18 protein-coding genes and 1 tRNA gene are annotated in these 21192 nt (G+C 72.5%); 13 read left to right on the top strand and 6 right to left on the bottom strand.

Annotation, left to right across the window (positions count from 1 at the left end; translation table 11 throughout):
* The first annotated feature begins 30 nt into the window (after positions 1 to 30).
* Positions 31 to 447: a cupin domain-containing protein gene (locus CFK39_RS04635; protein ID WP_089064475.1), complete on the top strand. Its 417-nt coding sequence runs from the start codon at positions 31 to 33 to the stop codon at positions 445 to 447.
* A gap of 41 nt (positions 448 to 488) precedes the next feature.
* On the top strand, positions 489 to 1259 hold the full coding sequence (locus CFK39_RS04630) for an IclR family transcriptional regulator (RefSeq protein ID WP_089064474.1): 771 nt from the start codon (positions 489 to 491) through the stop codon (positions 1257 to 1259).
* 15 nt (positions 1260 to 1274) lie between these two features.
* On the opposite strand, the gene CFK39_RS04625 is transcribed toward CFK39_RS04630, so the two are convergent.
* A tRNA-Arg gene (locus CFK39_RS04625) sits at positions 1275 to 1347 on the bottom strand.
* Between the two features lie 72 nt (positions 1348 to 1419).
* Here CFK39_RS04625 and CFK39_RS04620 point away from each other — a divergent pair.
* On the top strand, positions 1420 to 2853 hold the full coding sequence (locus CFK39_RS04620) for a nitrilase-related carbon-nitrogen hydrolase (protein WP_089064473.1): 1434 nt from the start codon (positions 1420 to 1422) through the stop codon (positions 2851 to 2853).
* A gap of 46 nt (positions 2854 to 2899) precedes the next feature.
* The gene (locus tag CFK39_RS04615) at positions 2900 to 3547 is read left to right on the top strand and encodes a copper resistance CopC family protein (RefSeq protein ID WP_245822918.1); all 648 of its coding nucleotides are present in this window, start codon (positions 2900 to 2902) and stop codon (positions 3545 to 3547) included.
* A gap of 107 nt (positions 3548 to 3654) precedes the next feature.
* Here CFK39_RS04615 and CFK39_RS04610 read toward each other — a convergent pair whose 3' ends face one another.
* A complete protein-coding gene (locus tag CFK39_RS04610) occupies positions 3655 to 3858 on the bottom strand; it encodes an antitoxin (RefSeq protein WP_089064472.1) in 204 nt (67 codons plus the stop codon).
* Between the two features lie 231 nt (positions 3859 to 4089).
* Here CFK39_RS04610 and CFK39_RS04605 point away from each other — a divergent pair, with 231 nt between their 5' ends.
* From CFK39_RS04605 to proC, 4 genes are all read left to right on the top strand, one after another.
* Entirely contained in the window at positions 4090 to 4878 is a 789-nt protein-coding gene (locus tag CFK39_RS04605) for a DeoR/GlpR family DNA-binding transcription regulator (protein WP_245822917.1), read from the top strand.
* Positions 4879 to 4982: 104 nt separating this feature from the next.
* Positions 4983 to 9623, top strand: a complete 4641-nt coding sequence (locus tag CFK39_RS04600) for a DUF4011 domain-containing protein (RefSeq protein ID WP_157697062.1) — start codon at positions 4983 to 4985, stop codon at positions 9621 to 9623.
* Positions 9620 to 9883: a hypothetical protein gene (locus tag CFK39_RS16145; RefSeq protein ID WP_157697061.1), complete on the top strand. Its 264-nt coding sequence runs from the start codon at positions 9620 to 9622 to the stop codon at positions 9881 to 9883. Before CFK39_RS04600 ends, CFK39_RS16145 begins: the two co-directional genes overlap by 4 nt.
* Positions 9884 to 9918: 35 nt before the next feature.
* A complete protein-coding gene (gene proC, locus CFK39_RS16700; protein WP_245822916.1) occupies positions 9919 to 11784 on the top strand; it encodes a pyrroline-5-carboxylate reductase in 1866 nt (621 codons plus the stop codon).
* Between the two features lie 51 nt (positions 11785 to 11835).
* Here proC and CFK39_RS04585 read toward each other — a convergent pair whose 3' ends face one another.
* Positions 11836 to 12501 (bottom strand): potassium channel family protein, encoded by a 666-nt coding sequence (locus tag CFK39_RS04585; protein WP_089064469.1) that lies wholly within the window; start codon positions 12499 to 12501, stop codon positions 11836 to 11838.
* Positions 12502 to 12583: 82 nt separating this feature from the next.
* Positions 12584 to 13999: a TrkH family potassium uptake protein gene (locus tag CFK39_RS04580; RefSeq protein ID WP_089064468.1), complete on the bottom strand. Its 1416-nt coding sequence runs from the start codon at positions 13997 to 13999 to the stop codon at positions 12584 to 12586.
* A gap of 141 nt (positions 14000 to 14140) precedes the next feature.
* Between CFK39_RS04580 and CFK39_RS04575 the strand changes: the two genes are divergently transcribed.
* From CFK39_RS04575 to CFK39_RS04560, 4 genes are all read left to right on the top strand, one after another.
* Complete coding sequence (locus tag CFK39_RS04575; protein WP_089064467.1) at positions 14141 to 15430, top strand: acetoin utilization protein AcuC; 1290 nt, start codon at positions 14141 to 14143, stop codon at positions 15428 to 15430.
* Positions 15431 to 15519: 89 nt separating this feature from the next.
* Positions 15520 to 17274: a dynamin family protein gene (locus tag CFK39_RS04570; protein WP_089064466.1), complete on the top strand. Its 1755-nt coding sequence runs from the start codon at positions 15520 to 15522 to the stop codon at positions 17272 to 17274.
* Positions 17271 to 18971, top strand: a complete 1701-nt coding sequence (locus CFK39_RS04565; protein ID WP_089064465.1) for a dynamin family protein — start codon at positions 17271 to 17273, stop codon at positions 18969 to 18971. Before CFK39_RS04570 ends, CFK39_RS04565 begins: the two co-directional genes overlap by 4 nt.
* 138 nt (positions 18972 to 19109) lie before the next feature.
* Positions 19110 to 19208, top strand: a complete 99-nt coding sequence (locus CFK39_RS04560) for a 30S ribosomal protein bS22 (protein ID WP_019174583.1) — start codon at positions 19110 to 19112, stop codon at positions 19206 to 19208.
* Positions 19209 to 19474: 266 nt separating this feature from the next.
* Here CFK39_RS04560 and CFK39_RS04555 read toward each other — a convergent pair whose 3' ends face one another.
* Positions 19475 to 19780, bottom strand: coding sequence for a glutaredoxin family protein (locus CFK39_RS04555; protein ID WP_089064464.1), 306 nt, complete (start codon positions 19778 to 19780; stop codon positions 19475 to 19477).
* A 201-nt stretch (positions 19781 to 19981) separates the two neighbouring features.
* Positions 19982 to 20512, bottom strand: coding sequence for a YceI family protein (locus CFK39_RS04550; RefSeq protein ID WP_089064463.1), 531 nt, complete (start codon positions 20510 to 20512; stop codon positions 19982 to 19984).
* 123 nt (positions 20513 to 20635) lie between these two features.
* Between CFK39_RS04550 and CFK39_RS04545 the strand changes: the two genes are divergently transcribed.
* Positions 20636 to 21184 carry a MarR family winged helix-turn-helix transcriptional regulator gene (locus CFK39_RS04545; protein ID WP_089064462.1) on the top strand — a complete coding sequence of 183 codons (549 nt, stop codon included), beginning with the start codon at positions 20636 to 20638 and terminating at the stop codon, positions 21182 to 21184.
* Positions 21185 to 21192: the final 8 nt, after the last annotated feature.

Genomic DNA, 21192 nt, shown 5'->3' with positions numbered 1-21192 from the left:
CGATGACCGCGACTGCTCAGGAGGCAGCCCATGGACCCCGTCGACCGCCGAGGCCGGTACGCCGTCGAGTTCGCGATGCACGGGGGTCGGGGGCCGCTGAGCGTCGAGCACCACTTCGCGGGTGACTCACAGCTCATGGCCGCTGTCCAGACCTGGACGCTCGGACCCGGTGCCTTCGAGGGCATGCACACCCACGACGACCCGCCCCTCGAGGAGCTCTACCTGGTCACGGAAGGAAGGGCCCGAATCCGTCAGGACGGCGAGAGCTTCGAGCTGGGACCCGGCGACAGTCTCCGCAGCCCGGCGGCCACCCCGCACGACCTCGCCAACATCGGCAAGGGATCGCTGCGGGTCGTGGTGATCTGGGGACCTCCGGGCACCTTCGACCAGAGCGGCTTCGGCTCCTTTCGGCGGGCGCTCGAGGCCCGTCGTGCGGCGGACGCGTAGGATCCACGGACGTCCAGCGGGTCACAGGGAGGGCAGAGGCGATGGCGAGCACCACCGGGAACGAGAGCCCCGTGCGCAGCGGATCCCCCGTCGCGACGGCGATGGCGATCCTGCGCTGTTTCACGGCCCAGCACCCGGTGCTCGGCGTGGTCGATATCGCCGAGCAGGTCGGGCTGCACAAGTCCTCGGTCTCCCGGATGCTGCCGACGCTGGAGTCCGAGGGACTCGTCGAGCGGGATCCCTACTCCCAGAAGTACCGGCTGAGCCTCGGCCTGCTGCAGGTCGCGGGCTCGCTGCTGTCCGATCTGGACATCCGCCGCGCCGCCGCGCCGGTGCTCGCCGAGGTCACCGAGGCGACGGGGGAGACCAGCTCCCTGCTGCTGTGGGACGGCGACGGCGCGGCGACCGTCGAGCAGGTGCCCTCCCGGCGCGCCGTCAAGCACGCGGTCGAGCTCGGCACCCGCTACGCGACGCCGGCCTCGAGCTCCGTGCGCATCTTCCTGCGGGAGATGAGCGGAGAGGCCCGCGCCACGGCCCTGGAGCGTCTCGATACCGACGAGGAGGCTCTGGCCGCGCTCTCCCGCGATGACGACGAGCGGTGCGCCGTCAACGACGGGCTCACCGTCCCCGACGAGGTGGGGATCGCTGCCGCGGTGCGGGATCATCGGGGCGATCTCGTCGGTTCGCTGCTGATCGCGGCCCCGCGATATCGCGTGGACCGGGAGCGGCTGGACGAGCTGCGCGATGCGTGCGGGCAGGCGGCGGCCGGCATCACGGCCCGGCTCGGCGGCACGGCTGCACTGCTGCCCTGACCTGCTATTCCTTCGTGCCCCCGGCGCGAATCGAACGCGCGACACCCGCTTTAGGAGAGCGGTGCTCTATCCCCTGAGCTACGGGGGCGATCCGGCCCGAGCGCGCGATGCAGCGACGAAGGGCCTCGAACATGGTAGCGCTCCGTGGCAGGATCTGAGCATGTCCAGCCAGCTGCACGAGACCTCCGCCACCGTCGCCGCGATCATCCTGGCCGGAGGTGCGTCCTCGCGCCTCGGCGGCACCGATAAGACGCGTCTGCCGATCGCCGGGGCGAGCGCGCTGGAGAGGGTGCTGCGCGCCGCCCCCGTCGGCCGCCGCATCGTGGTGGGTCCCAGCGGCGAGGACGGGGACGTGCTCGCCGAGCGCCACGGAGCCCGCTTCGTGCTCGAGGACCCGCCCAGGTCGGGCCCGCTGGCCGCGCTCGAGCGGGGGGTCGCCGAGTTCTCCGAGGGCGCCGACGAGGCGACCGTGCTGGTGCTCGGCGGCGACATGCCGATGCTGCGCCCCGAGACCCTCGCGGCGCTCGCCGCCGCCAGTGCCGAGAGCTCGAGCGTCGCGGCACTGGAGGCGGAGGACGGCCACCTCCAGTTCCTCGGTGCCGCCTGGCCGCTGGGCCGGCTGCGCGCGGCACTGACCGCGGTCGAGCGTGCGGAGGGAGGCTGGGCCGACCTCAGCCTGCGCCGGCTGTACGCGCAGCTGGCCGATCAGGAGCTGGTGACGCTGCCGGCCACCGGCGCGGAGGGCGCGGACATCGACACCCCGGACGCTCTCGCACAGGTGCGGCGCGTGGCCGGTCCGCGCATCGCGCTGGCTCAGATCGAGGTCTCCGAGGAGGTGAGGGCCACCCTCGACACCGTGCGCTCCGCGGTGGCCGAGGCGGCCGAGGAGGGCGCCCACCTGGTGCTGCTGCCGGAGGCGACCCTCACCCCCTTCGGCACGGACCTGCGCGCGGCCGCCGTGGCGCACCACGAGGAGTTCGCCCAGGTGGTCCAGGAGCTCGCCGAGGAGCATGGCGTGGTGGTGGTCGCCGGCTCCTTCACCCCCACCGACGACGGGCGGGTCCACAACACCGTGATCGTGCGCGGCCCGAACTGGGACCCGCATCTCGACTACCGCAAGATCCACCTCTTCGACGCCTTCGGCGCGGATGAGTCCCGCACCGTCGCCCCGGGCGATGAGCTGATCACCTTCGATCTCGCCGGAACCCGGTTCGGGGTCGCGACCTGCTACGACGTGCGCTTCCCGGAGCAGTTCACGGCGCTCGCCCAGCACGGTGCCCAGGCGATCCTGCTCCCGCTGGCCTGGAAGGACGGGCCCGGCAAGCGCGAACAGCTCCAGCTGCTGCTGCGCGCCCGCGCCCTGGACTCCACCACCGTCGTCCTCGCCGCGGACCAGTCGCCGCCCCCGAGCTACTCCGGCCCCGCCGCCCGCGGGATCGGTCGCAGCGCCGTCGTCGGCCCGCTGGGTCGGATCCGCCAGGAGCTCGGGCGGGAGCCCGGGCTGCTGCTGGTGGACCTCGACCTCGAGGAGGTCGAGGCCGCACGCGCCGCGCTGCCCGTGCTGCGCCATCATGTGGAGCTGCCACGGCTGTGAGCGAAGGCATGATCTGGTGCTCAGGGTGCTGGCGTAGCCTGCTGTGGTGACCTCAGTGATCAGTCGTTCCGCAGCTCGTTCCACCTCCGCGCTCGCCGTGTGCGTCGCCCTGCTGTTCGCCGCGATGCTCGCTCTGCCGGCGCCCGCGCAGGCGCATGACACCCTGCTCAGCACCGATCCGGCCGACGGCTCCACTCTGGAGACGTCACCCGAGGCGGTCGTCTTCACCTTCTCCGCCGACATCCTCGACGTCAGCCCGCTGGTGCGGGTCTCCGACGAGTCCGGGGACCAGGTCGCCGAGGTCACTCCGGCCGTCGAGGGCCCCACCGCCACCGCGACCCTGCCCGAGCCGCTGCCCGTCGGCACCTACGACATCCAGTGGCGCGTCGTCTCCGGCGACGGCCACCCGATCGAGGGCACCCTGACGCTCACCGTCGAGCAGGACCCCGCCGCCGAGGAGGACGCCGTCGCGGGACCGAGCGACGGGGGCGGCGCGAGCACGGAGGATTCCGAGGAGTCCCCGCAGGAGCTCCCCACCGCCACCGGTGACGCGTCGGCCCAGGGCGAGTCCGAGGCCGCGGAGCAGTCCGAGCAGGACGGCGGCCTGTCGATGCCGGTGCTGCTCGGGGGCCTCGCGGTGATCGTCCTCGTCGTCGCGGTCGCGGGCTACGCGATCATGCGCCGCCGCGACTGACCTGCCCCGCGACCGGTCCGGCCAGGGGTCGAGGCCCGACACACTGAGGAGCCCCCGACGCGATCGCGTCGGGGGCTCCTCAGTGCTCAGTCGCGAGGGGTCGGGACTCAGTCGTCCTTGTCCTTGTCGTCCTCGCCGCCGAGCCCGAACTTGTCGCGCGCGGCGTCGACGCCCTTGTCGACCTGGCCATCGACATTGTCCGGAGTGCGATCCTTGATCTGCTCACCCGCGGCGTCGAGCATCTGCTCGGCCTGCTCGGGGTTCTCGGAGGCGAGACTCTTGGCCTTGTTCAGCGCGTCATCGAAACCCATGATGGATATCCTCTCGTTCGCGGAACCGCCCCGTGTCCGGGGCGACGGAGTCAACGTATGACGAGGCTGCCCGGTGTCTCAAATGTGCTCCGCGCACAACGGCAAAATTGACGGTTCTTGCGCGAGATCGACCCATTTCATGACAGAGTGCGCAATACTTGCTGCGTGAATCTGCGTAATTCAAGATCTGACGAAAAGGGGCCGGAGATCTCCGGGCCCCGCAGAGCACCCATGGATCGCAGCGCCCGGTGGGACCACGTGCTCACCCTGCTCGCCTCGACCAAGCGCCTCAGCGTCGCCGACGTCGCACGGGAGCTGGGGGTCAGCGAGTCCACCGTCCGGCGCGACTTCATGGAGATGGAGCGCGCCCAGCTCGCGCGGCGCACCCATGGCGGGATCGTCGCGGTCGACGTCGCCTACTCCCTGGCGACCGTGCCCCGCAGCGCCGACGAGGACTCCGCGCAGCGTGAGCGTATCGCCGAACGGGCGGCCGTGATGGTCGAGCCCGGCCAGATCATCGGCTTCAACGGCGGCCGCACCACCACCGCGACTGCACGCCGCGCCGTGGCCCGCCCCGACATCGATTCCCGGGACGGCACCCCCGGGCTGACGGTCGTCTGCGCGGCCCTGAACATCGCCACCGAGGCCGTGCTGCGCCCTTCGGTGCGCACGGTCGTCCTCGGTGGCGTCGCCGAGCCGTACTCCTTCGAGCTGACCGGCCCGCTCGCCACCGCCACCATGCGCGATCTCTGGCTGGACACCATGTTCGTCGGCACCGTCGGGCTCGATCTCCATGCCGGACTGACCTGCAACTCCGATGCGGAGGCGGGGGTCACCCGGATCATGATCGGTCACTCCCGCCGGGTGGTGGGGCTCGCCACCGCCGACAAGATCGGCCACCGTGCGCTCGCCGGCATCTGCCCGGTCTCGGTGCTCACCGACCTGGTGATCACCGGCCCCGTCCCGGACGCGCTCCGCGCCCATCTCGAGGAGTCCTCGGTACGGCTGCACGAAGTCTGAGACCCTTCCCGGCGGCTGCGCCCGGCAGATGTGAGCAGGCCCGGTCGGCGAGGTACGGCACGCCTGCACGAGCAGGGGTCCCCGCGCCGGTAGCGTGGGTGCCCATGTGGAGTTTCCTGCGTGGGAAGAAGCGGTCGGAGCGTCCGGGTGAGGACGCCGCCGCCCGTCATGACGCCCTGTCGGCCCTGGCGAGCGAGCGTCGTGAGGACCGGGCCGGGGCCGCACGAGCGGCCGCGGACCAGCGCGCCGCCGCCCCCGACAGTGCGGGCCACGGCGCCGACGCCGACGCCTCCCGCGCCGGCTCCGGCCCGTCGCGGGCGACCGGCGGGTACGAGGTGGTCCTGGATCCGCACGCCGAGGAGATCGGCGCCGGGATCGCGCCCGGGCAGGATGAGGACGACCTGCCGGCCACGCCGCGCGAGCATCGTCCGCTGAGCCGGGAGGACCGCGTCGCCGACGCCCTGGACCGCTGGTCCCAGCAGATCACCGGCGGGGTCCACGCCCCCTCGTTCCTCACCCAGATCCGGGCCGGGGGAGTGGTGCTGGATCTGACCCACTCCCATCCCTCGGGCCTGGCCCAGCTGCTCGCCGGTCGCGGCCCCACCCGGCTCTCCTCGCTGGTGCGGGAGGTCGGTGCACTGGCAGACGCCCGCGCCCACGCCCGCTCCATCCGGGAGATCGCCGAGCGTCACGCGGAGGAGGTGGGCCTGACCACCTGTCACCTCGGCATCGGCGAGGCGATCTGGTACCCCGAGGATGGCTCCGCCCCGATCCACGCCCCCGTGCTGGTGCGACCGATCACGCTGCGTCTGCGGGGCAACGCCCGGGAGGACGTCGACCTCGAGGTCGACGCCACCGCCGACCTCAACCCGGTGCTGCTGCGCGCTCTGCGCGAGGCCGGCGTCGCGGTCGACGCCCGCGCACTGCTGGCCACCACTGACGGCGCCCACGGCTTCGACCCCAACCCCGTCCTCGACGCCTTCCGCTCGCTCGGCCAGCCGCTGCCCGGCTTCCGCGTGCTCCACGCCCTGGTGGTCGGGAACCTGATGGACGCCGCCGGCTCCGTCGCCGAGGACCTGGATGCCGACCTGGGTGGTTGGGCCGCCTCCCCGCTGGTGGCCGCACTCGCCGGCGACGAATCTGCCCGGGCCGTGGTCCGTGGCCAGGAGGCGGAGCAGGAGGTCCCCGAGATCCCCGAGGAGGAGCTGGTCGCGGCTGTCGATCCCGGCCACCGCGCAGTGCTGGCCCGGGTGCTCGCCGGCCAGGACCTCGCCGTCGCCACCCCGCCCGGCACCACCAGCCTCGACCTCGTGATCGACCTCGCCGAGGAGCTCAACGCCCGCGGCCGCTCCGTCCTGATCGTCTCCCAGCGTCGACGCAACCTCGCCCAGCTGGTCGAGATCGCCGGCCGACGCGACCTCGAGGAGCTCGTCTTCGATCTCTCACCGGACCCGTCGCTGCAGCGCAACGCCTCCGCCGCCCTGCTGCGCAGCCTGCGCCGCGCCGGCTCCCACGGCCTGGGGCCCGATGACATCGCTCCCGCAGAACTCGGCGAGAGCCGGGACATCCTGGTGGGCCACGTCGAGGCGATGCATCGCCTCCAACATCCCTGGGACGCCTCCGCGCACGAGGCGATCTCCGCACTGGCAGCGCTGACGCGGCTGAGCCCGGCACCGCGCACGCAGGTGCGCCTGCGGGCCGACGTCGCCGCCCAGATGATCGGCGCCGAACGGGATCGCTTCGTCGACGCGCTGCGGGAGGCGGCCGAGGTCGGCGTGCTCACCAGCGGGCCGGAGATGACGGCCTGGTACGGCGCGCCCATCAGCAGCGACACCCAGGCCGCCCGCGCCGCGGAGCTGATCGATGAGCTGCGCACGGACGTGCTGCCGCAGCTGCGCCGGGCCTGTGCCCGCAGCGGCGGCGAGCTCGGTCTCACCGAGCCCACCACCCTGCACCAGCTGCAGGAGCGCCTCGCCCTGCTCGATCGGGTGCGGACCCTGCTGGACACCTTCCAGGCGGCAGTGTTCTCCGCCCCGCTGGCAGACCTCGTCGCCGCCACCGCGGACCGACGCTGGCGCGAGGAGCGCGGCGTGTCCATGGGCTTCGGCACGCGGCGGCGCCTGCGCAAGGACGCCGGCGCGCTGCAGCGCCCGGCTGCGCTGTCCCCGGATCTCCACCACGACCTCACCGAGGCGAGGAAGGTCGCCGATGACTGGCGGCGGGCGACGCTCGGGGAGGCGCAGGAATCCGCCGAGGCCACCACGACGCTCTCGCGCCCCGCACTGCCCAGCGACCTCGGCGCCGTCCATCGCGCCGCGGCCCGCTCCGAGAAGGTGCTCGACGAGCTCGCCGTGCTGCTGGACGGCACGACCTCGGGCGCGGACCTCGCCCGCACCGAGCTGAGCGAGCTCGAGCGACGCGTCGAGGCCCTGCATGCCGACCGCGGTGATCTCGAGACCCTCCCGCGCCGCACCGAGCTGCTGCGCCGCCTCAGCTTCGACGGGCTCGGGGACCTGGTCGAGGATCTCCGCGCCCGCCGCGTGGACCGCGAGCTGGTCGGCGCCGAGCTCGAGCTGGCCTGGTGGGGAAGCGTCCTGGAGCTGATCGCGGGCGCGGAGCCGACCATCTCGCAGTACGACGGGACCTCGCTGTCCCAGGTGGCCGAACGGTTCCGGAGGCTGGATGCGGAGCACGTCACCCGTGCCGCCGCTCGCGTCCATGCCGCCGCCGACGACACCAGGGTCGAGACCATGAAGGCCTACCCGGACACCTCCCGCTCCGCGATCGCAGAGCTCGCCCGCTCCTCGACGGTCTCCATCCGGGACCTCGCCGCGAAGTACGAGGACATCCTGTTCGCGGCCCGCCCGGCGTGGCTCGCCTCCCCGTATCTGGTGCCTCAGGTGATCCCGCGCGGACGCCACTTCGACGTGGTCGTGGTCGCCGACGGCGGACGCCTGCCCACCGCCGCCGCCCTGCCCTCGATCGTCCGCGGGGAGCAGACCGTCGTGGTCGGGGACCCGCTCGAGTACGGCGGGGACTCCGCGCCCAGCCTGCTGGACGACATGCTGCAGATCGCCCCGCACGCCGAGATCCTGCGGGATCCGCACCCCGCCGCCGAGGGGCTGCGGGGCTTCGCCCAGCGGCGCGCCCTGGCCGGCGAGGTCATCGCCGTTCCCAGCCCCATCGCCCCCGAGCAGGATCGCCTGGTCATGGTCGAGAACGGGCGGGGCCTGGTCACCGAGGGCATGGAGTACGTCGAGAGCACGGAGGCCGAGCTGCGCCGGGTGACCGATCTGGTGATCGAGCACGCCCGCACCCGTCCCGAGCGTTCCTTGGCGGTGCTGACCTTCACCGAGGATCATGCTCGCCGGCTGATGGAGCGGATCATGAACACCGTCTCGGTGATCCCGGCCCTGCGCGACTACTTCGATCCCGGCGCGAACGAGGTCTTCACCGTCCTGCCGGCGGAGCAGGCCACCGCCGTCGTGCGGGATGACATCATCGTCTCGGTCGGTTTCGGCAAGACTCCGCACGGGCGGCTGCTGCACCGCTTCGGCCCCCTCTCCGAGGCGAGCGGACGCAAGGCCCTGGCCACCGTGATCACCCGTGCCCGCGGCCGCACCACCGTGGTCTCCGCGATCGGGGTGCAGGACCTCGACCATGCCCGGCTGCGCTCCGACGGTGCCCGCGACCTGCGCGCCATGCTCTGGGTGCTCCAGGGCGGCCCCGATGTCCCAGTGATCCCGCACGTCGCCGCGCTCACCGGCAGCGAGGACGAGATCGCCCCGCCCGAGCCGCAGGAGGCGCGGCCCGCCCCCGCCACCGCGGTCCCGGAGGGAACGCCGGTTCCCGGCACGCCCGACGATGCGGAGCAGCAGGCCCGGGGCGATGCGGAGATGACGGACGAGGACCTGGACGCGGCGATCGAGGCCGCCATGGCCCGCCGCTCCGCCGGCTCCCCGGACGATGCCGGCCCCATGGACGGCTCCGCCGAGGACGCTCCCGCCGACGAGGACACTGGATCCGGCGCCGTGGCCGCGGAGTCCGAGGCGTCCGCGCAGGACGCGAGCGAACAGGTGGCGGAGCCGCCGGAGGCGGACGCGGAGCATGCGCCGTCGCCCGAGGAGCTCCGTGAGCCGCGCGCCCTGGAGACCGACGCCCTGGTGCAGGACCTCGCCGATCGCCTCTTCCGCCTCGGCCTGCTGGTCGAGCGCGACTTCGGGCTCTCCGGCGACCGGATCGAGCTGGCGCTCGGCCACCCGGACATGCCCGGCCGGATGCTGCTGGCCGTGGACACCGACGGCGCGCACTACGTCGACACCACCAGCCAGCGCGAGCGCGACCGGCTGCGGGCCGAGCGACTCGAGGCCGCGGGCTGGGCCACCGAGCGGGTATGGTCCTGGGCGCTGTTCATCGACCCCGACGGCGAGGCCGAGCGGATCCGGCGCGCCGTGGACCGGGCGCTGCGCCTGGTCCAGGCGGAGGAGAGCTCGGATTCCCCGACGGGGGTGGGCACCATCCGCCATCGTCTGCCCAGGCCCCAGATCCCCGCCGGTCACCCGCTGTCCTTCTACTCCAGCGACGACTTCGATGCGGTGGTGGAGTACATCTGCTCCGACGGCCGTGCCCGCCTCGAGGAGCACCTGGCCACCGAGGTGCGCAGCTTCCTCGGCTTCGAGCAGCGCTCGGTGCTGCTGGACGTCTCCGTCTCCAGCGCCATCCGTCGCTACCAGGAACGCCAATGAACGCCGCCGGGACCGGCCGCCGAGCGGCCGACGGCGGAGCGGCCAGGCCCCCTGGTCGCGTCGTCATCTCCTCGGTGACCGGCAGACCGATCCCCTGGGATGAACCGGACCCCTCATCGTCGGGGGACCCGGCCGCGCAGAACCGTCGGCCGATCCTCCCCGACCGCGTCGAGGAGGACTCCCCGGAGCCCGGGGCCGATGAATCCAACGACGCCCGCCTCGCCCAGGACGTGCCCCCGCACTGGGGACCCCGGCGCTGAACGGATCCCCTGCGGCCGACCGGTATCCTGCTGCCATGACGGATGCCACCCAGCCCAGCAGCCCCGTCATCCCGCACCCGGGGCAGGGAGCCCCCCGCCCCTGCCGCCGCTCGCTGATCGGCAACCTGCTCCGAGGTGCGCTGATCGGGGTCGTGGAGACCGTGCCCGGTGTCAGCGGTGGCACGGTCGCGCTGGTCACCGGGATCTACGACGAGCTGATCGACTCAGGCCACCACGTCACCGCCGCAGTCCGTGTCCTGGTCACCGGTCCGCAGCGGGTACCGGCCGCGCGGAAGCAGCTCGCGGCCGTCTCCTGGCGCCTGGTGATCCCGCTGCTGATCGGGATGGCGGTGGCGGTGCTCACCGTCGCCGGTCCGATCGGCCAGCTGGTGGAGACCTACCCGCAAGCCATGCGTGCCCTGTTCCTCGGGCTCGTGGCCGGGTCCGTGCTGGTGCCGGTGAGGCTGTCCGGCGGGAGATGGCGACTGCCCGAGCTCCTCCTCTTCGCGGCCGGTGCGCTCGGAGGACTGGCGCTCACCTCGCTGCCGACCACGGCGCTCGCACCGAGCCCGTGGATCGTCGCCCCGGCGGCCGCGATCGCGGTGTGCGCACTCGTCCTGCCGGGCGTCTCGGGATCGTTCCTGCTGCTGAGCCTCGGCCTCTACCAGCCCACGCTGCAGGCCGTGGACGAGCGGGACCTGGGATATATCGCCTGGTTCGGCCTCTGGGCCCTGGTGGGCCTGGTCGTGATCGTGCGCCTGATGCGGCACCTGCTGCTCCGCCATCATCGCGGCACCATGGTGGTGCTGGCCGGCGTGATGATCGGGGCGCTGCGCAGCCTGTGGCCCTGGCAGACGACGGACGGCTCCCTGCTCCCCCGAGCGCCGGCTGGATCGGCCTGCTCGGGATCGCCGTGGCCGGGGTGCTCCTCGTGCAGCTGCTGGTCCTGTTCGAGAAGCGCAGGATCACCGCTGTGCAGACTCGACCCGGCCGCGCCGCCGACAACTGACCCCACCGCCCGTACCCTGGGACGCATGGACGACACCACTGCTCAGACCCAGGACCCCGACGCCGCACAGCCCTCGGGGCCGGACCTCGCCGCGGTGACGGTCGCCGTGATCGGCGCCGGCAACATGGGCGGGCCGGTCGCGGCGACCATGCTCGACGCCGGGGTGCGGCCCGACCGCCTGCGGATCGCCAACACCAGTGCGGACAGCAGCCGCCGCGCCGCCGAACAGGTCGGCGCCACCGCCGCGGACTCGCGCCAGGACGCGCTCGCGGACGCCGATGTCGTGGTCCTCGGGGTCAAGCCGTACCAGATCCTCGACCTGATCACCGAGCTGCGGGACCTGATCCCCGCCGACGCCGTGATGATCTCCCTGGCCGCCGGGACCACCCTCGCACAGCTCGAGGACACCCTCGCGGCGGGCCGCGCCGTGGTGCGGGCGATGCCGAACACGCCGATCTCGGTGGGGGAGGGCGCCGTGGGCCTGATGCGCGGCAGCTCCGTCACCGATGCCCAGCACCAGCTGATCCATGCGCTGTTCGCCCGGGCCGGCGTCGCGGTGGACATCACCGAGGAGCAGGTCCACGCCTTCATCGGTGCCGCCGGATCGCTCGCCGGGTTCGCCTTCGCGATCATCGAGGCGATGACCGAGGAGGCCGTCCGCCAGGGGCTGAGGCGCGACCTCGCCGATTCCCTCGTCCAGCAGACGATGCGCGGAGCGGCGACCATGCTGCTGGAATCGGGAGTGCACCCCGCCGTCGCGAAGGCCGGGGTGTGCAGTCCCGGCGGCACCACCGCCGAGGGCTACGCCGCACTCGAGCGCGAGGGCGTGCGGGCCGGGCTGGCCGCGGCGATGGACGCCGCCGCCCGCAGGTCACGCGAGCTCACGAGTTGACCTCCCCAGCGGCAGCGTCCAGGAGAGGATGGCCGGTGAGTCGCCGCCGGCTCAGTTGCGGTGCGAGAACTTCTCGATCAGCTCGGTGCGGCCGGAGACGATCAGGAGGTCGTGCGCGGCCACCATCGTCTCGGGGACGGCATAGGTGAAGTCCTTGCCGGGGGATTTCACCCCGACCACGGTCACGCCGTGCCGCTGGCGGATGTCGGACTCCGCGAGGGTCATGCCCTGCACCTCGTGCGGCGGTCGCATCTTCACGATCGCGAAGTCGTCGTCGAACTCGATGAAGTCCATCAGGCGCCCGTTGACCAGGTGTGCGACGCGCTTGCCGGCGTCGGCCTCGGGATAGACCACGTGGTGGCAGCCGATGCGCTGCAGGATCCGGCCGTGCGCCACCGAGATCGCCTTCGCCCAGATCAGCGGATTGCCGAGGTCCACGAGGTTCGCGGCGATCAGCACGCTCGACTCGACCGTGGTGCCCACACCGACCACGGCCATGGAGAAGTCGGAGGCGCCGATCTGGTCGAGCACCTCGGGCTGGGTGGCGTCGGCCCGGACCACATGGGTGAGCTGGCCGGAGTACTTCTGCACCAGCTCCTCGTTGCTGTCGATCGCGAGCACCTGGGTGCCCAGCTTCTCCAGCGTCAGGGAGATCGACGCTCCGAAGCGCCCCAGTCCGATCACCAGCACGCCCTCATCGCGCGTATTGCGTGCCATGTCTGCTCCTCAGGAAGGGGGATCGCGGAGAGGCCGCGAGCGGGGCGGGCACAGTCTAGATGCTCCGGCAGCAGGCGGTGCCTCAGCCGACGATCGGGCGCTCGTACGGAAGCTGGATCATCCGCACCCGGGTCCGTACGGCGAGGGCGGCGCCCAGGGTCATCGGGCCCAGTCGGCCGACATACATGCAGGTGATCAGCACCCACTTCGCCTCGGTGGGCAAAGAGGTGGTGATTCCCGTCGACAGCCCCACCGTGCCGAAGGCCGAGAGCACCTCGAACACCGTCTGGTCCAGCGTGTAGGGCGTCATCCGCAGCATCAGGAAGGTCGCGAGGAAGATGGTGGTGGCGCTCATGACCAGCACGCCGATGGCCTGGCGGATCGTCTCCTGCGGGATGCGGCGGCCGAACACCTCCACATCGGGGTTGCCGCGGACCTCTGCCCAGATCGCGAGCATCAGCAGCGCGAACGTGGTCACCCGGATGCCTCCGGCCGTCGAGCCGGAGCCGCCGCCGATGAACATGAGCAGATCCGTGAGCAGGCGCGATTCGGCGGTCATCTGCCCCACGTCGATGGTCGCGAAGCCTCCTGAGCGGGGCATCACCGCCGCGAAGCCGGCCCCCAGCAGCTTCGTGGCGAAGGGCCGGTCGCCGAAGGTCGCGGGATTGGACCATTCCAGCGTCAGGAAGCCGACGAAGCCGAGCAGGAACAGCAGGGCGGTCGTGGTCAGCGTGAGCTTCGCGTGCACGCTCCACTTGCGCGGGGTGCGCAGCTTGCGCACCACGACCAGGATCACCGGGAAGCCGAGTGACCCCGCGAACACGGCGAGCCCGATCGGGATGGTGAAGAACGGATCGGCGACGTACTGCGCGGTGCCGGCCGCCTCGGGCACGAAACCGGCGTTGTTGAAGGCGCTGATCGCGTAGAACAGCCCCAGGAACATCGAATGCCCGATCCCGTGCTCGGTGATGACCATGTACGGGGTCAGGGCCACGAAGGTGATGGCCTCGAAGAGGGTCGAGGTGATGAGGATGATCCGCAGCACCCCGCCGACCTCCGCGAGCCGTTCGGCCCGGGTCTCCTGGGCGGTGATCACGCGCTGGGCGAGCCCCAGGCGGTGCATCACCGACAGGCTCAGCAGGGAGGCGACGGTCATCAGCCCGAGCCCGCCGAGCTTGATCGCGATCATGATGACGGTGAGGCCGAAGGTGGACCAGTGGACGCCGGTCTCGACCGTGACCAGCCCGGTCACGCAGATCGCGGAGACGGCGGTGAACAGCGCGTCGGTGAGGTCGGTGCGCACCCCGTCGGTGGTCGCCGCCGGGAGCGACAGCAGCGCGGTGAACGCGACGATCAGCGCCGTGAACATGGCGAGCGCGATCCGTGGCGGAGTGGCCCGGGTGAGGGAGTGCAGCGCCAGCTTCCACTCGGGCTGGCGCACGGGGGTGCCGAGCGGCCGGGTGCGCCGCTGGGCGGCGCGTCTGCCGGGTGTGCTCATGGTGCTCCTCGTGCCGGGCCGTGACCGCCGGTCGCGGTCCGCGGCAGTCTACGGCTGATCGCGGTCGGGATACGGCACGGCGGCCGGATGCGGGAGGATCGACAGCGGCGATGGCCACGAACCCTGGGTACGCTTCGACCCATGCCCGATGCTGCGCTCCCGCCTCCCGTCGCCGTCCCCGCCGTCGTCCCTGCCGACGGCGCCGACCCGATGGTGCCCGCCGGGATCGTGTGGGACGACGCGCTGTGCGAGTACGACTTCGGCCCCTACCACCCGATGGCCCCGATCCGTCTGGACCTCACCCGTCAGCTCGCCCGCAGCGCCGGTCTGCTGGAGCGGCCGGGGGTGGAGATCCTGCCGGCCCCGGTCGCCGCCGACGAGCAGCTCGCGCTGGTGCACGAACCCGCATACATCGAAGCGGTCAGGCGGGCCTCGCGGCCGCTGAAGGAGATGCGCGCCGAGGAGCTCGATCAGCTGCTCCGCTTCGGCCTCGGCGGAGACGACGTCCCGCCCTTCCCCGGGATGCACACCGCCTCGGCCCGCATCGTCGGCGGCTCCCTCGCTGCGGTCGACGCGATCCGCTCCGGCCGGGTGCGGCGAGCGGTGAACTTCGCCGGCGGACTGCACCACGCCAAGTCGTCCTCGGCCTCCGGCTTCTGCGTCTACAACGATGCCGCCGCCGCGATCCGCCACGCCCTGGACGCGGGGGAGGAGCGGGTGATGTACGTGGACGTCGACGTGCACCACGGCGACGGGGTGGAACGGATCCTGTGGGACGAGCCGCGCGCGATCACCCTGTCGGTCCACGAGACCGGGGAGCGACTGTTCCCCGGCACCGGGTTCGTCCAGGACTCCGGGGGCCCCGGCGCCCCGGGCACCGCGATCAACCTGCCGCTGCCCTCGCGCACCACGGCCGACGGCTGGGTGCGCGCGATCGGCGCCACCGTCCCCGCCCTGGTGCGGGCGGTGCGGCCGACGCTGCTGGTCACCCAGCACGGCGCCGACAGCCACCGGCTGGACCCATTGGCGGACCTCTCGATCACCCTCGAGGCGCAGCGCGAGGTGATGCTGCTGATGCGGGAGCTGGCCGAGGAGGTCTGCGACGGCCGCTGGCTCGCGCTCGGCGGCGGCGGATATGCGGTGATCGACGTGGTGCCGCGCTCCTGGGCGCACCTGATCGCGATCGTCACCGGGGAAGCGATCGAGGCGACGGCCCCGCTGCCGGAGGCCTTCCTTGCCGCGGCTGCGACCGCGCGGGCGGAGCACGGGCTCTCCCCGGAGCCCGGGATCCTCACCTTCGGGGACGGGCGCCCCTTGGCGGTGCGGGACTGGGAGCGGGGCTTCGATCCCGAGGACGCCCTGGACCGAGCGGTCCAGGCCGCGCGCCGCGCCGCTTTCCCCGAGTGGGGGCTGGATCCGTTCCTGGACTGAGCCTTCCGCGGGCTGACCCGCGCCGGCGCCGTGGCCGGATCCTGCCACAATGACGCACGAGAGACGCGCGCATTGATCGAGGGGGAGACATGATGACCGGGACCACCGCAGTGCTCGACGCCTTCGCCGCGCATCTGCGCGCCCTCGAGCTGCCGTTGCCCGTCGAGGGTGCTGAGCAGGCCCGGGCGGAGACCGCCGCAGCGCTCTCGCAGCTCAGCGACCATGTCATCCCGCGCCTGGACTCCTTGGACGCCCCGCTGCTGGTGGTGATCGGCGGTTCCACCGGCGCCGGCAAATCGACCTTGATCAACGCCCTGGTCGGCCATCCCGTGAGTCGTTCCGGCGCGATCCGGCCCACCACGCGGCGCCCGGTGCTGCTGCACCACCCCGCCGATGAGCCCTGGTTCACCGGCACCCGGATCCTGCCGGGCCTCGCCCGCGTCCATGCCGGTCAGCGGCGTGATCCCGAGGCGCCCGGGGCGGGGGACACCACCGGAGACGTGGATCCGGCGACCTCCCTCGAGCTGCACGGGCAGACGCGGGTCCCACCGGGCTTGGCGCTGCTGGACGCCCCGGACATCGACTCGGTCGCCCTCGGCAACCGGGAGCTGGCCCGCCAGCTGCTGCGGGCCGCGGACCTGTGGCTGTTCGTCACCACCGCCAACCGTTATGCGGATGCCGTGCCCTGGGAGGTGCTGCGCACCGCCGCCGAGCGGGATGTGACCGTGGACGTGGTGATGAACCGCATCCCCGCTCGCGAGGGCGTCGCCGAGGAGCTCGCCGAGGACCTGCGCGGCATGCTCGAGCGCCAGGGCGTCGACGTGGAGCGGCTGTTCCTGGTCCCCGAGACGGAGATCGACCCCGAGGGGATGCTGCCGCCCGCCGTGATCACCGAGCTGCGGGACCATTTCGCCCAGCTCGCGGCCGACGGCGAGGGCCGCGGCCGGATCGCGCGCCGCACCCTGGCCGGGGCGATCGACGGCCTGGCCGGCTCCGCGACGGATCTCGCCGAGCATGCCGCCGTCCAGGACGCCGAGCGGAAGCGTCTGCGCGAGCAGGCGGTCGCCTCCTTCTCCGGGGCCCGCGAGCGGATCGACGACGCCCTCGGGGACGGCTCGCTGCTGCGCGGCGAGGTGCTCGCCCGCTGGCAGGACGTGGTCGGCACCGGCGAGTTCTTCCGCGGCGTCGAATCCCTGGTGACCCGTGCCCGCGACCGCCTCGGCCAGATGGTCGGCGGCAAGCCCGCGCCGGCGATCGCCGCCGAGCAGGCGCTGGGCACCGGCCTGGTGCACGTGGTGATCGACGAGACGGCCCGCGGCGCGGAACTGGCCGATGCCGCCTGGCGCTCCACCCCTGCCGGCCGGCACCTCGCCGAGGGGCGCGACCTCTCCCGCCTCCCCGACGGCTACGCCGAGGAGGTCTCCGCCGCGATCCGGGCCTGGCAGGGCGACGTGCTGGAGCTGGTCCGTGCCGAGGGCGCCGATCGCCGCACGAAGGCGCGGCTGCTCTCGCTCGGCGTGAACGCGGTGGGCGTGGCGCTGATGGTGGTGGTGTTCGCCTCCACCGCCTTCGTCCCCACCGGTCTGGAGGTCGGGGCCGGGGCGGCGACCGCCGTCGTCGGCCAGAAGCTGCTGGAGACGATCTTCGGCGACGAGGCGGTGCGGCGGATGGCGACGGTCGCCCGCCAGCGGCTCACCGACCGGCTCGACGCCCTGGTCGCCGGGCGCTCCGCCCTCTTCCTCGACCGGCTCGACGACCTCGGCGTGGAGGGCGCGGCCGCGCAGCTGCACGCCGACGCCGCAGCCCTCACCCAGCTCGCCCACGACATCAGGGAGGACGCATGAGTCCGCTGCTGAGCCGCTCCGCGAAGGGACCGGCCCCGCTGTCCGAGAGGATCGAGGCGCTCACCCGCGCGACCTCGCTGCTCGAGGGGGTGGCACCCGGCGGCGCCGTCGAGGAGTCCCGCAGCGTGCTGGAGCGCATCGACAACCGCCGGGCACTCTCGGCCGAGCACACCGTGATCGGCCTGTTCGGGGCCACCGGTTCCGGTAAATCTTCCCTGGTCAATGCTCTGGTCGGCGCCGAGATCACCCGCGCCGCGGTGCGTCGGCCCACCACCTCCTCGCCGGTCGCCGCGGTGATCGGGGAGCGCGGCAGCGACGCCCTGCTGGACTGGCTCGAGGTGGAGGAGCGTCATCACCTCGAGGAGACCGACACCGCACTCGCCGCAGCCGCTCGCAGGCGGCCGGCCGGTCGTCGTGCGCGCCGAGCGACGCCCCCCGATGCCTCCGACACTCCGGGCATCGTGCTGCTGGACCTGCCGGACCTCGACTCGGTCGAGAGCGCCAACCGCACCATCGCCGAGCGGATGACCGGGCTGGTCGACGTGATCGTCTGGGTCACCGACCCGCAGAAGTACGCCGATGCCGTGATCCACCAGGAGTTCGTGCGCCCCTTCGCCGGGCATGACGCCGTCACCGTGCTGGTGCTGAACCAGGTCGATCGGATCCGCGAGGACGAGCGGGCCCCGGTGCTCGCCTCCCTCGAGGCTCTCGCTCGCGCCGACGGGCTCGACCAGGCTCCCGTGCTCGCGACCTCCGCGAGCACCGGGGACGGTGTCCAGGAACTGCGGGAGCACCTGGTCGCGATCGCCCGCAGCCGCGAAGCCATCGCCTCGCGCCATCGTGCCGATGTGCGCGGGGCCGCCGAATCCCTGCAGGAGGCGGCGGACCCGACGGGTATGACGGAGCAGCCGGCGCTCGCGGACATCGATGCCCTGGTCCAGGACCTCGCCACGGCCGCGCGCGTCGAACCGGTCGCCCGCGCCGTCGGTGCTTCCTACCGCTTCCGCGCCGCCGCGAAGGTGGGATGGCCGCCGCTGCGCTGGGCCCGCCGCTTCCGGCCGGATCCGCTGAGCCGGCTCGGCATCGGCCGCGGGCGCGACGGGGAGGGGCTCGAGCGCACCTCCCTGCCGGAGCCCGACGCCGCCGCCCGCGCCCGAGCCTCGGGCGGGGTGCGCCGTTTCGCCGACGCCGCCTCCGCCGGCGGCAGCGATCCCTGGCGGGCGGCCGTGCGCGGTGCCGCCCGCGAAGGGGAGGACCTCCTTCCGGATGCGCTCGACCAGGCGGTCGCCGGGGCCGATCTGCGGGCGAGGACCACCTCGTGGTGGTGGCCGGTGCTGGATGTGCTGCAGTGGCTCGCCCTGCTCACCTGGGTGGTGGGGCTGGGATGGCTGGCGCTGAACGCGCTGCTGGCCTTCCTGGGCGTGCCCCCACCGCCGATGCCGATGGTCCAGGAGCTGTGGATCCCGATCCCGCTGCCCACGGTGCTGGTGGTGCTCGGGATCGCCGCGGGACTGCTGATCGGCCTGGCCGGAGGGGTGGTCGCGGCCCTGGTCGGAAGGTGGCACCGTCGCCGTGCGCGCCGGGTGCTGTTGGCACGGGTGCGCGCCTCGGCGCAGGAACATGTGGTCGAACCCGTCGCCGCAGAGCTCGTCCTGGCCCGAGATGCTGCGAGAGATCTCGCACTCGCGCACGGCTGAGGGCTCGGCATGGCAGTGTAGAATGGCTGGTCGACCGTGGCGTCGGGCCCGCACGAGTTTCGTGCAGTCTCCGCGGGCCGCGCATACCTGATCCGCTGCACCATCCCGCAGGCGTGAGCCTGCAGAACAGAGGCACCTATGGGTTCTGTCGTCAAGAAGCGACGCAAGCGCATGTCCAAGAAGAAGCACCGCAAGCTGCTTCGCAAGACCCGCCACCAGCGTCGCAACAAGAAGTGATCGCTGCGTGAGGCACGTCGGCCCCTGCCAGATGGCAGGGGCCGACGCATGTCACGGGGCCTGTCCTCGGCCCGGCGGTCCCCGCGCACGCCAGCGCCCCGCACACGCCAGCATCCCGCGCACACCAGCGCCCTGCGGGGATTGTCAGATTCTGTACCAATTCCGGGCACTTTCCGGAACAGAACCTGACGATCCCTCCTGGCCGGCGGGGGCCGTGCCAGCCGGCGGGGGCCGCCGAGCAGACCGGCCGGGAATCGTCCCGAGGGTCAGGCGCGACCGGTCAGGCGGCGCCACCAGGGCCGGCGGGCGAGTGCCGTGCGCAGCTGCTGCGCTTCGACCCGGTACTTCGCGTGGACCGCGCCGTCCACGATGATCACCGGCACGTCGTAGTCCCAGTCGGCCTGCAGTCGAGGATCTTCGTCGATGTCACGCACCTCCACCGTGGAGCCGACGCGGTCCGCCTCCGCCCGCACCACCGGCAGCGCCTCCTCGCACAGGTGGCAACCCTCGCGGGTGAGATAGAGGACGCGGGCGTCCGGGTCGCGGGGGGAGGGGATGCGCGGAGCGTTCATGGGGCGAACCCTATCGGCGGTGAGGACGCTCCGGGGCTCCGACGGACCGGACGGCGACGGGCTGGATGACGACGGACCGGGCTCCGACAGGCCAGACGGCGGCGGACCGGACGACGACGGACCGCCCGCTTCGCGGACGGCCCGTCGGAGGCGCTCAGCGCCGAGACTCCGGGCCAGGGGACCGGAGTCGGGACGCCGGGCTCAGGCGGAGGCGGGGGCGGTGAACTCAGCCTCGATGACGATCTTGACCTCGTCGGCGACCAGCACGCCGCCCGCCTCCAGGGCGGCATTCCAGGTCAGGCCGAAATCCTTGCGGGAGATCGTGGTCGCACCGGTGAATCCCGCGCGGTAGACGCCGAAGGGATCGGTGGCCGCACCCTCGTAGGAGAAGTCCAGCTCGACGGGCTTGGTGGTGTCACGGATGGTGAGATCGCCGGTGACGGTCTCGCCCTTGACCTCGGTGGAGACGAAGCGGATCTCGGGGAAGGACTCGGCGTCGAAGAAGTCACCGCTGCGCAGGTGGTTGTCGCGGTCCTGGTTGGAGGTGCTGACCGAGGCGGTCTGCAGGGTCGAGGTGAAGGAGAGGTCCTTGCCTCCCTCGCCGACCTCGAGGGCGCCGTCGACATCGGTGAACTGGCCGCGGACCCGGGAGATGCCCGCGTGACGCACGGTGAAGCTCGCGGAGGTGTGGGTGGGGTCCAGGGTCCAGGTGCCGGGAGTGAGGTCGTTCATCGGTGTTCTCCTTGAGAGGATCGGGGTGGGTGACCAGGTCGCGATCACCGACGTCTTGCTTGAAATATAAACTAAACTGGGGGATGATGCGAGGCATCGGGCCCTAGGAATGAGGAGAACGTGATGGAAGACACGACGTCAAGTGGTGAGGGCAGGATGTCGACGCCGAGGGAGCTCTGGCTCTCCAGCACCGAGCAGGAGGCCTGGCGCACCTTCCTGTACGCCACCACGCTGCTCACCGACCGCTTCGGCGAGGCCCTGCAGTCCGATCCGGAGATCGATCTGACCCTGGGTGAGTACGAGATCCTGGTGCGCCTCTCCGAGGCGGAGGACAAGTTCCTGCGCATGTCGGAGCTGGCCGACCAGGTCGTCCACTCCCGCTCCCGCCTGACCCACACCGTCAGCCGCATGGAGAGGCGGGGCCTCGTGGAGCGGGTGCGATGCGCCGCCGACGGCCGCGGCCGTCAGGCCCAGCTCACCCGGGCCGGCGAGCAGATGCTGGTGCGGGCGGCTCCCACGCACGTGCTTTCCGTGCGGGCGCTGCTGCTGGATGTCATCGGGCACGACGACCTGCTCGAGCTGGGACGGATCCTGGGCAAGACGCTCGACGAGGGCGCTCCCATCGCCATCGGGTGTCCGGCTCCTCACCAGAAGGACCCCGCTCCCCGCTGACCCGGAGG

This window comes from Brachybacterium avium, from assembly GCF_002216795.1.
In the GTDB taxonomy this organism is placed as follows: Bacteria; Actinomycetota; Actinomycetes; order Actinomycetales; family Dermabacteraceae; genus Brachybacterium; species Brachybacterium avium.
Note: the sequence above shows the minus strand (reverse complement) of the source record. Positions and strands in the feature narration are given on the sequence as shown.